The organism is Paenibacillus sp. Dod16 (genome assembly GCF_049893405.1).
Taxonomy (GTDB): domain Bacteria; phylum Bacillota; class Bacilli; order Paenibacillales; family Paenibacillaceae; genus Paenibacillus_AQ.
The window spans coordinates 45,198-56,177 of sequence record NZ_JBNDYG010000069.1 but is presented as its reverse complement, the minus strand read 5'-3'; the positions used below and the strand labels follow the sequence as shown (position 1 = coordinate 56,177).

Below are 10,980 nucleotides of genomic sequence, written 5' to 3'. Positions count from 1 at the left end.
GTCCCAGAAGGGATGCGGCCCTTCGGGCCGACTGCGAGGTAATCCTCCCGAAGCATAGGCTCCGACGAACCCCCTTGTGGGGTTCTCATCCTCGCGAACGCAAAAACACCGCCATAAGACGGTGTCTTCTTTTACGTCCCAGAAGGGATTCGAACCCCTGACCGACGGCTTAGAAGGCCGTTGCTCTATCCAGCTGAGCTACTGGGACATAGAAATTTTTCAAGCAAAAAATATATTATCACATACGTCGGAAAAATTCAATCATTATTTTAAGTTGCAAAGATTATTGGTTCTGTAAGATTATGAGTGCAGCATATCGGGTTATATTGATAAAATATACGCTGGGATATATAAAAACAGTCGTCAACTTGTTGCCGGATGCGGCAACGCACGAGGGACGATTGCCTTTTTTTAACTTGGCATTACATATGCTATAATCAACGAATACGAAAAACAGGACTAGAAAGGAGGTGTCCTTATCAAGGACTCTTACTCCCAAGAACAAGAGGACAAGAACATCATCCTGTTTCCGAAGACGCTGGACTATTACCAGATTCAGCTTACGGTTATGCTCGAGAATGAACGTTACGGTGAAGCGATGGAGGTTCTGCGCTTTCTGCTGAAATGCGGCGGACAGAATGAACGGCATTATGAAGAGTGGAATTCGCTCCTCGACTGGCTTGAAGCTGCATTTCCGGAACAGGCTGTACCCCGTTCAGTTAACGAAGCAGAGCCCGAGGAGGATGACCCGGACGAAGCGGACATGGCGAGGCAGATGGTTAGGGATAAAGTTGCCCAGGATGCCGGATATGCCGACAAGCTGCTGGCTTCGGTCATGAACGGACCGTTGACGGAGCAGACCATTTTGGCGCTGGAACAGCTTGCATACTTGGACCGTCCGGAGATCGACGCTATTTTGGTCGAGTGGCTGCATGATACGCCGCTTCATCCGCTGCTGCAATTTCGGGTGCTGCAAACGCTGCGGAGAAGAGGGATGGAAGGGCATGTGAGCCTTCATCGCGGGCAGGAAGCCGTCGAGATTGAGATCGATACGGTTCCCCTGGACCCGGGAGGTTTCCCGGATGCCATTACGAGAATTTTGGAGCGCGTTGCCGATCAGACTGAGGTTCATGAACCGACACTGTTTTATTTTGCGCAGGAATTATGGTCTCAGTTCATCATGGCGATTTACGGCACCGAAGATTACCATTCCATGCTGGATGAAGAAGAATCCACGCTTGATATATGGGCGGCTGCTCTGCATGACATTGTGTCGGAGAGTCTGAAAGGGTTTCGCAATGAGGAGGAAATCCGCCCGCTCTACGGCATAACGGACACCATGAGGTTCCGCTATGAGGGAGCCTATCGATCTCTCAAGCAATTTGTCGCAGCTGGCGTGGAAGATTAGCCAGAGTTGGAAAACGTTTACGGTATCGTAGCATAAGGGTTCGCCCTTGAAAAAGAATTTAATGTTGTTTATACTATAGTGGTTATTCGGTACGTGATACATTATTGCGTCGACCACGTGAATTATTTTGGAGGGGAAAGCATAAATGAAAGCAACTTGGGAAAAAATAGAGAAGAACCTTGGCGTTCTTGACGTTGAGGTTGATGCGGAGCGCGTTGCATCCGCCCTCGACAAAGCTTTTAATAAAGTAGCTAAAAAAGCAAATGTACCTGGATTCCGTAAAGGTAAAGTACCTCGCTCGATCTTTGAAGCTCGCTTTGGCGTTGAGAGCTTGTACCAGGATGCAATCGACATCCTTCTTCCGGAAGTATACAGCGAAGCTGTAGAACAAGCGGATATCTTCCCTGTGGATCGTCCGGAAGTGGACATCGAGCAATTCGCTAAAGGCGAAACTTTCAAATTCAAAGCAAGAGTAACTGTGAAACCAGAAGTTAAACTTGGCGAATACAAAGGTATCGAAGTTGCTGCAGTAGCTGCTGAAGTTTCCGACGAGGAACTGAGCGAAGAGCTTGAGCGTCTGCAACAACGTCATGCTGAGCTTACCGTTATTGACGAAGGTGCTTCCCAGTCTGGCGATATCGTTGTGATCGACTTTGACGGTTCCGTTGACGGCGTTCCTTTCGAAGGCGGACAAGCTGAGCGTTATTCCCTTGAGCTTGGAAGCAACACGTTCATTCCAGGCTTTGAAGACCAAGTGATCGGAATGGCTACTGGTGACTTCAAAGACGTGGAAGTGACATTCCCTGAAACTTACCATGCTGAAGAATTGGCTAACAAACAAGCCGTCTTCAAAGTGAAAGTTCACGAAATCAAACGCAAGCAGCTTCCTGAGCTGGATGATGAATTCGCTAAAGACGTAAGTGAATTCGATACGCTTGACGAGTACAAGGAAGATCTGAAGAAACAATTGCTGACTCGCAAAGAGCAAGAAGCACAAGGCGTTCGTGAGAACGAAGCCGTTGAAAAAGCAGCAGCTAACGCTGAAGTTGAAATTCCTGATGCTATGATTCAATCCGAAGTTCAAAACATGATGCGCGATTTCGACAACCGTCTTCGCCAGCAAGGCATGAACCTGGAAATGTTCCTTAGCTTCTCCGGCCAAACGAATGCCGATCTGGAAGGTCAAATGAAAGACGATGCTGCCAAACGCGTTCGCAACAACCTCGTGCTCGAGCAAATCGCAAAAGAAGAAAATCTCGAAGTATCTGAAGAGGAAATCAACAAAGAGCTGGAGAACATGGCTGACACGTACAAACGTCCTGCTGATGAAATCCGCAGCATCCTGGGTGCTAACGGTTCCCTTGACAGCCTTCGTGAAGAACTGCTTCTTCGCAAAACAATCGACTTCTTGTTGGAAAACAGCGTAGAAGGCGCTCCTGTTGAGAAAAAAGAAGCAACTGAAGAATAATAAATAGGCAGCTGCGGTAAGCTGCCCTCACATTAGATAAGGCACGTACATTTCATGCGTGCCTTATTTTTAACTAAGAATAGCCAATTTACTACTAATTGTGACATGAATTGGTTATTAATTTCGACATACATAATGAGACAAGTTGGCAGGATATAATTCTTGGCAAGTTCATAGAATGTAAGCAGGGTTAAAAAATGACATCGTGCTTTGAACATGTTAGAATAACTTTTGTAACGCTGTAGTATATTTTTCAAGGAAAAGAGGTTGGTCGCATGAGTCTTGTACCTATGGTTGTGGCAGTCGAGGCGAAAGATCTTACGATATCTACTCAAGATTACTGAAGGATCGCATAATATTCCTCAGCAGTGCGATCGATGACGATGTTGCCAATCTTGTCATTGCCCAGCTTCTGTTTCTAGCTGCGGAAGATCCGGAAAAAGACATCTCTTTGTACATCAATTCCCCTGGCGGTTCGGTTACAGCCGGGATGGGTATATATGATACGATGCAGTTGATCAAGCCTGATGTGTCCACGATTTGCGTTGGCATGGCTGCCAGCATGGGATCACTGTTGCTTACTGCAGGAGCGCCAGGCAAACGCTATGCGCTCGAGAACAGTGAAGTGATGATTCATCAGCCGCTCGGCGGTATTCAAGGTCAGGCATCCGATATCCAAATCCATGCAGATTGGATCATCAAGACCAGACATAAGCTGAATCAAATCTATGTGGAGCGCACGGGTCAGCCCCTTGAAAAAATCGAACGCGATACAGACCGCGACTTTTTCATGAGCGCGGAGGAAGCGAAGGCGTACGGTATTATTGATGATGTTCTGTCTTCACCGACCAAATCTTAAGGGGTGGTAATAGCATGTTTAAATTTAACGATGACAAAGGGCAGCTGAAATGCTCCTTCTGCGGTAAATCGCAGGAGCAGGTCCGCAAGCTGGTTGCGGGGCCCGGTGTTTATATATGTGACGAGTGCATTGACTTGTGTTCAGAGATCGTTGAGGAAGAACTCGGCCATGAGGAAGAAGTGGATCTGAAGGATATTCCGAAACCGCGCGACATTCGTGACATTCTGGATCAATATGTAATCGGTCAGGATCAAGCGAAGAAATCTCTTTCCGTTGCTGTTTATAACCACTATAAACGGATCAACACCCAGAGCAAGATTGAGGACGTAGAATTGCAAAAGAGTAATATTTTGCTGCTCGGACCTACAGGTTCCGGTAAAACATTGCTCGCGCAAACCATGGCCAAAATTCTCAACGTGCCGTTTGCTATTGCAGATGCAACTTCACTGACCGAAGCTGGTTATGTGGGTGAGGATGTTGAGAACATTCTGCTGAAGCTGATTCAAGCAGCGGATTATGATGTGGAAAAAGCGGAACGCGGCATTATCTATATTGATGAGATCGATAAAGTGGCTCGTAAATCGGAGAATCCGTCCATTACCCGTGACGTTTCCGGTGAAGGGGTTCAGCAGGCGCTGCTGAAAATTCTTGAGGGAACCGTTGCTTCCGTGCCTCCGCAAGGTGGACGCAAGCATCCGCATCAGGAATTCATTCAGATCGATACAACGAACATCCTGTTCATTTGCGGCGGAGCATTTGACGGATTGGAACAGTACATTAAACGCCGGATCGGTAAAAAGGTTATCGGCTTTAATGCATCCGGAGAAAACCAGAAGGATCTTAAGCCAGGTGAATACCTGACGATGGTTCTGCCGGAAGATCTGCTGAAATTCGGCTTGATTCCGGAGTTCGTTGGTCGTCTGCCAGTTGTGTCTACACTCGAACCGCTGGATGAGGCAACATTGGTACGAATTCTGTCCGAGCCGAAAAACGCGCTGACGAAGCAGTATCAAAAGCTGCTTGAATTTGACAACGTAAACCTCAAATTTGAGCCAGGCGCGCTAGAAGCGATTGCCCGCGAAGCCATTAAGCGCAATACCGGTGCACGCGGACTGCGTTCCATCATTGAAGGCATCATGCTGGACGTGATGTACGAAGTGCCGTCCAGAGATGACATTAAGGATTGCGTCATTACGGAGCAGGTCGTTCGGGATAAAGTGATTCCTGAACTGCAAGCCAAAAGTAACGATGACGACAAGAAACAAGAAGAAAGCGCCTAATTTGCTTTAGCGCATTAGACGTGGAATAAATCTACGCTGATTCTCCACTTCCAGTTATACCCAGTCGGGTTTTGCTGGGGTGGAGCTTTGGCGTTATATGGGAGAGATCGTACCATGTTTTTGAGACAAGACACACGGCCCGTCAAGGTGGGTAATCTCACCATTGGGGGAAAGAACGAAGTCATTATTCAAAGCATGTGCACCACCAAAACAGCAGATGTGGAGGCGACCGTTGCCGAGATACTCCGTCTGGAAGAAGCGGGATGTCAGATCGTTCGGGTAACGGTGAACAATGAGGAAGCAGCTGCGGCCATTAAGGAAATCAAGAAACGCATTCATATTCCGCTTGTGGCGGATATTCATTTTAACTACAAGCTTGCCCTGATGGCGATCGAGAACGGTATCGATAAAGTCCGGATCAATCCGGGAAACATCGGTAAGCGTGAAAAGGTCGAAGCTGTCGTGAAAGCATGCAAAGAGAAGGGAATTCCGATTCGGATCGGGGTTAACGCCGGTTCCTTGGAGAATCATCTCCTTGAAAAATACGGGTACCCGACACCGGAAGCCATGGTGGAAAGCGCCCTATATCATATCGGGATCCTCGAAGAACTGGATTTCCATGATATCATCGTTTCGCTTAAAGCTTCTGATGTACCGATGGCGATTGCAGCTTACACGAAGGCAGCGGAAGTAATACCATACCCGCTTCACTTGGGCATTACCGAAGCAGGCACCCTGTTCTCGGGTACCGTCAAGAGTGCCGCCGGGCTTGGCGCGCTGTTGTCTCTTGGAATCGGCAGCACGATGCGTATATCCTTGAGTGCCGATCCGGTGGAAGAGATCAAGGTGGGCAGGGAGCTGCTAAAATCCTTCGGTCTGATCTCGGATGCGGCAACCTTGGTATCATGCCCGACCTGCGGACGGCTGGATATCGATTTGTTCTCCATTGCCAATGAGGTCGAGGAGTACATCTCGAAGATCAAAGTGCCAATCAAGGTTTCCGTTCTGGGCTGTGCCGTAAACGGTCCCGGAGAGGCTAGGGAAGCCGACATCGGGATTGCGGGAGCACGTGGGGAAGGTCTTCTCTTCCGTTACGGAGAGATGATCCGTAAGGTGCCGGAAGAGACCATGGTTGAAGAGCTTAAGAAAGAAATCGATCATATCGTGAAGGTGTACGAGGAAACGGGCGAAATCCCGGGCCGCAAGCACAAATCCACGGTCTAAGCTGGATAACTAAGTTTCCGTATAGGTAGTTTCTATCTCTAATATAAAAACGGCAATCTCTGGACCACAAGAGATTGCCGTTTTGTTGTTTTTAAGAGTTTAAGGGGGGCGGGGCATTTCTGACACACGGTAAGACGTGCAGGAGGCCCGTTTCAATGTATTTTTTTAAGTTGCTCTTTATGGAGCTTCTTTTTATGAAGCTCATGCTTTACCCACTCCCCACCCCCACGATAAAGAAGGATGCCTGACGCCGCACCAGCGGAGCGGACGAATCGATTCCGGAGAAACGAAGTGGTCGGCTAAAAGTTTTCCACCGGAAAACTCGCATCGAAAGCATAAGCTGTTTCCGAATTTCTACATTGATACTCGTCATTCATGAAATTCGGAAACAACAGCGATCGGAGGAACGATACGTACGCGGAGCGTCCCATTGGAGCATCTCACTTAAGTGTCTTACTTAAGCATCTCCATCCACTTTTTGATACTTTTCCGCCTCCAGCGTTTTACCATCCAAGGAATCGGCAATACTACCATGTATTAACGTTTGGATGAAGACATAATGGAGTACAGGAGGAATGACTTGTGAATTTAAGTATCGTGATTATGCTGGTGCAGCTGTTTTTTGCGGTCATCATCGGCATTTATTTTTGGAATTTATTGCGCGGGCAGAAGACAAGCAAAACAGCGGTGGATCGGGAATCGCGCAAGGAGCTCGATAAACTCCGCAAACTCCGGTCGATATCGCTAACGAAACCGCTCGCTGAGAAAACAAGGCCGCAAACGATGGATGACATCGTGGGTCAAAAGGACGGCTTGCGCGCCTTAAAGGCCGCCTTATGCAGCGCAAATCCCCAGCATGTGATTGTATATGGACCGCCGGGAGTCGGGAAGACGGCCGCGGCCCGCGTGGTGATGGAGGAAGCCAAGAAGAATCCGCAATCTCCGTTTAAATATGACGCGAAATTCACAGAGATTGATGCCACGACGGCCCGCTTCGATGAACGCGGGATTGCCGACCCGCTCATCGGGTCTGTTCATGATCCGATCTATCAAGGTGCCGGAGCCATGGGGGTTGCAGGCATTCCTCAACCCAAGCCGGGAGCGGTGACCAAGGCCCATGGCGGGATCCTGTTTATTGATGAAATTGGGGAATTGCATCCGATTCAGATGAATAAGCTTTTAAAAGTGCTGGAGGACCGCAAGGTACTGCTCGAAAGTGCATATTATAATTCTGAGGATGCCAATACACCTGCCTATATACACGATATCTTTCAAAATGGCCTTCCGGCGGACTTCCGTTTGGTGGGTGCTACGACACGTTCGCCCGAAGAGATTGCTCCTGCGCTTCGTTCACGCTGCATGGAGATTTTTTTCCGTCCGCTTTTGCCCGAAGAGATTGGGAGGATTGCAGAGGATGCCATTCAGAAAATTGGTTTGAATGCTGCGCCGGAAGCGGTTGAAGTTGTGAAGCAGTACTGCTCTAACGGGCGGGAAGCGGTCAATATGATTCAATTGGCTGCCGGTCTTGCATTGACCGAGAAACGAGATTCGCTGCGGGCAGCGGATGTGGAATGGGTGGCCAGCAGCAGCCAGCTTCAGCCTAGGCCCGACCGGAAAATACCGGAGAAGCCTCAGATCGGCGTAGTCAACGGATTGGCGGTATATGGCCCGAATATGGGGGCACTGCTTGAAATTGAAGTATCTGCGGTACCTGTCGAGAAGGGCCGGGGTACCTACAATATCACCGGGGTTGTGGATGAAGAGGAATTTGGCGGAGGTTCACGCAAGCTGCGCCGCAAGAGTATGGCCAAAGGCTCGATCGAGAATGTCCTAACCGTGCTCGGTTCGATGGGCTTTACGCCGAAAAACTATGACCTGCATATCAATTTCCCTGGAGGAACGCCGATTGACGGCCCTTCCGCGGGTATTGCGATGGCTACTGCGATCGTATCAGCCATGAAAGGGATTGAAGTTGATAACAAAGTCGCCATGACCGGCGAGATGAGCATTCATGGAAAAGTAAAACCGATAGGCGGGGTCATCGCTAAAGTGGAGGCGGCATTCCAAGCAGGCGCGACCCGCGTGATCATCCCTAAAGACAACTGGCAGACGCTGTTCCAGGATTTGAGCGGCGGTTTGCGGGTAATTCCGGTCGAATCGGTGGATGAAGTGTTCGGCCATATTTTTGGCGGAACGTTCGCTCCCGAGGTTGTTCAGCTCCCCGCAAACGAGGTATTTCCATCCTCTTCCGCTTCATTGCTGCAGGCGACGCCTCCGCGCAACGGTAAAATAACGGACGCCGGAGGATGTTAAGCTTCGTATGGTTGGTTTTTTATACGCAGATTTGATAAAATAGGAATAGTGTCAACATTGAGAGCCATTGGAGGTGCGAAAGCGATGGGACCCAGTAAATCCAAAGGTCGTCGTTTTCCTTTACTGCCTTTGAGAGGTCTTTTGGTCTATCCAAGCATGGTGCTTCACTTGGATGTAGGCCGGGAGAAGTCGGTAAAGGCTTTAGAAAAGGCGATGGTTGAAGACAATTTGATTCTCCTATGTTCTCAATCGGAAGTGAACATTGAAGAACCGACGCAGGATGATATTTTTCGGATTGGCACAGTTGCGAATGTACGCCAGATGCTTAAGCTTCCCAATGGTACCATACGTGTGCTAGTGGAGGGTATGGAACGGGCGGAAGTTATTGAATATACGGATCAAGAGGAATACTATGAGGTCATCGCTCGGGAACTTCCCGAAGAAGAGAACCATGACCCTGAAGTTTCCGCATTAATGCGAACCGTACTGTCTCAGTTTGAGAATTATATCAATCTGTCAAAGAAGGTGACACCAGAGACACTGGCGGCCGTTTCCGATATTGATGAGCCGGGTCGACTGGCAGACGTCATCACGAGTCATTTGTCACTGAAGATCAAGGATAAGCAAGAAATTCTCGAAACAATTGATGTTCGCAAACGGCTCGAGAAACTTCTAGATATACTGAATAACGAGCGCGAAGTGCTGGAGCTGGAGCGTAAGATTAACCAGCGGGTCAAGAAGCAAATGGAGAAGACCCAGAAGGAATACTACTTGCGCGAACAGATGAAGGCCATTCAGAAAGAGCTTGGCGACAAGGAAGGCCGTGCCGGGGAAGTAGAGGAACTCCGAAGTCAGCTTCAGGAGCTTGAACTGCCGGAGCGCGTACACGAGAAGGTCGAGAAGGAAATCGACCGACTCGAGAAAATGCCGGCGAGCTCTGCTGAGGGCGGCGTGATTCGGAACTATGTCGATTGGCTGTTGGCGTTGCCGTGGACCAACATGACCGAGGATGATTTGGACATCGTCAAAGCGGAGCAAGTGCTGGACGAGGACCATTACGGACTCGAGAAGCCGAAGGAGCGGGTGCTGGAATATCTGGCGGTGCAAAAGCTGGTGAAGAAGATGAAAGGGCCTATTCTATGTCTGGTTGGCCCTCCCGGGGTCGGCAAAACATCACTGGCCCGGTCCATCGCCCGCTCTCTGGAGCGCAAGTTCGTTCGCATTTCGTTAGGCGGGGTAAGAGACGAGGCGGAAATCCGCGGCCACCGGCGCACTTATGTAGGGGCCATGCCGGGACGTATCATTCAAGGCATGAAAACGGCAGGGTCAATGAATCCTGTATTCCTGCTGGATGAAATCGATAAGATGGCATCCGACTTCCGCGGCGACCCGTCCTCAGCCCTGCTTGAGGTACTTGATCCTGAGCAAAATAATACGTTCAGTGATCATTTCGTGGAAATTCCTTTTGATCTGTCCAACGTCATGTTTGTCACGACGGCAAACGTGCTGCATAACATTCCAAGACCGCTCCTGGACCGGATGGAAGTGCTGTACATTCCGGGATATACGGAGCTGGAGAAACTGCAGATCGCCAATCGTTATTTGCTGCCCAAGCAGAAGAGTGAGCATGGGTTGACGCAGGAGCAACTGATTCTGGACGAGGAAGCGCTCATGAAGGTGATCCGGGAGTATACCCGTGAATCCGGGGTGCGGAATCTGGAGCAGCAAGTGGCTGCGCTGTGCCGCAAAGCCGCCAAACAGATCGTCACCAATCAATCGGAATCCATTGAGATTAAGGCTGACGATATTAAGGAATATCTCGGAATTCCGAAGTTTCGCTATGGCATGGCCGAGCTTGAAGATCAAGTGGGCACGGTAACAGGGCTTGCGTGGACGGAAGTGGGCGGCGAGACACTAACCATTGAGGTAACCGTGGTGCCTGGGACTGGCAAGCTGACCTTGACGGGTAAGCTTGGCGACGTGATGAAGGAATCGGCTCAAGCCGCCTTCAGTTTTACCCGCTCAAAAGCGGTAGAACTGGGCATTGATCCGGATTTCCACGAGAAGCTGGATGTCCATATCCATATCCCGGAGGGAGCCATTCCGAAGGATGGCCCTTCAGCCGGCATTACGATTGCGACGGCTCTTATCTCATCTTTAACCAAACGGCATGTAGCCCGTAATGTGGCCATGACGGGGGAAATTACACTTCGGGGACGCGTTCTTCCGATTGGTGGCTTGAAAGAGAAATCCCTGGCAGCCCACCGTGCCGGCTACAAAAAAATATTACTCCCTAAGGATAACGAACGCGACTTGCGTGATATCCCTGACAGCGTGAAGAACGACGTTGAGTTCGTTCCGGTATCCCATATGGATCAGGTTCTGGAGCATGCGCTCGTTGAACAAGCGGGAGTGCACTAGAGAGGAA

General features: G+C 49.5%; 6 protein-coding genes, 1 tRNA gene and 1 pseudogene. 7 read left to right on the top strand and 1 reads right to left on the bottom strand.

What is annotated here, in order from left to right; all coding sequences use genetic code 11:
- Positions 1–134: 134 nt before the first annotated feature.
- Positions 135–208 (bottom strand) — tRNA-Arg (locus ACPV3A_RS34480).
- A 360-nt stretch (positions 209–568) separates the two neighbouring features.
- Here ACPV3A_RS34480 and ACPV3A_RS34475 point away from each other — a divergent pair.
- From ACPV3A_RS34475 to lon, 7 genes and pseudogenes are all read left to right on the top strand, one after another.
- Positions 569–1,408 (top strand): hypothetical protein, encoded by an 840-nt coding sequence (locus tag ACPV3A_RS34475; RefSeq protein ID WP_071223436.1) that lies wholly within the window; start codon positions 569–571, stop codon positions 1,406–1,408.
- A 145-nt stretch (positions 1,409–1,553) separates the two neighbouring features.
- Positions 1,554–2,876 carry a trigger factor gene (gene tig / locus ACPV3A_RS34470; RefSeq protein ID WP_426204297.1) on the top strand — a complete coding sequence of 441 codons (1,323 nt, stop codon included), beginning with the start codon at positions 1,554–1,556 and terminating at the stop codon, positions 2,874–2,876.
- Positions 2,877–3,151: 275 nt separating this feature from the next.
- A pseudogene (clpP, locus tag ACPV3A_RS34465) lies at positions 3,152–3,735 on the top strand (ATP-dependent Clp endopeptidase proteolytic subunit ClpP).
- A 14-nt stretch (positions 3,736–3,749) separates the two neighbouring features.
- A complete protein-coding gene (gene clpX, locus ACPV3A_RS34460) occupies positions 3,750–5,015 on the top strand; it encodes an ATP-dependent protease ATP-binding subunit ClpX (protein ID WP_071223434.1) in 1,266 nt (421 codons plus the stop codon).
- Between the two features lie 114 nt (positions 5,016–5,129).
- On the top strand, positions 5,130–6,239 hold the full coding sequence (ispG, locus tag ACPV3A_RS34455) for a flavodoxin-dependent (E)-4-hydroxy-3-methylbut-2-enyl-diphosphate synthase (RefSeq protein ID WP_071223433.1): 1,110 nt from the start codon (positions 5,130–5,132) through the stop codon (positions 6,237–6,239).
- A 603-nt stretch (positions 6,240–6,842) separates the two neighbouring features.
- The gene (lonB, locus tag ACPV3A_RS34450) at positions 6,843–8,552 is read left to right on the top strand and encodes an ATP-dependent protease LonB (protein ID WP_426204310.1); all 1,710 of its coding nucleotides are present in this window, start codon (positions 6,843–6,845) and stop codon (positions 8,550–8,552) included.
- A gap of 84 nt (positions 8,553–8,636) precedes the next feature.
- Entirely contained in the window at positions 8,637–10,973 is a 2,337-nt protein-coding gene (gene lon / locus ACPV3A_RS34445) for an endopeptidase La (RefSeq protein ID WP_426204295.1), read from the top strand.
- The last annotated feature ends 7 nt before the right edge of the window (positions 10,974–10,980 follow it).

Excerpts from the sequence above, each read along its gene's own strand:
- ACPV3A_RS34475 (WP_071223436.1), top strand. The coding sequence starts at position 569 with ATGCTCGAGAATGAACGTTACGGTGAAGCGATGGAGGTTCTGCGCTTT.
- tig (WP_426204297.1), top strand. The coding sequence starts at position 1,554 with ATGAAAGCAACTTGGGAAAAAATAGAGAAGAACCTTGGCGTTCTTGAC.
- clpX (WP_071223434.1), top strand. The coding sequence starts at position 3,750 with ATGTTTAAATTTAACGATGACAAAGGGCAGCTGAAATGCTCCTTCTGC.
- ispG (WP_071223433.1), top strand. The coding sequence starts at position 5,130 with ATGTTTTTGAGACAAGACACACGGCCCGTCAAGGTGGGTAATCTCACC.
- lonB (WP_426204310.1), top strand. The coding sequence starts at position 6,843 with ATGCTGGTGCAGCTGTTTTTTGCGGTCATCATCGGCATTTATTTTTGG.
- lon (WP_426204295.1), top strand. The coding sequence starts at position 8,637 with ATGGGACCCAGTAAATCCAAAGGTCGTCGTTTTCCTTTACTGCCTTTG.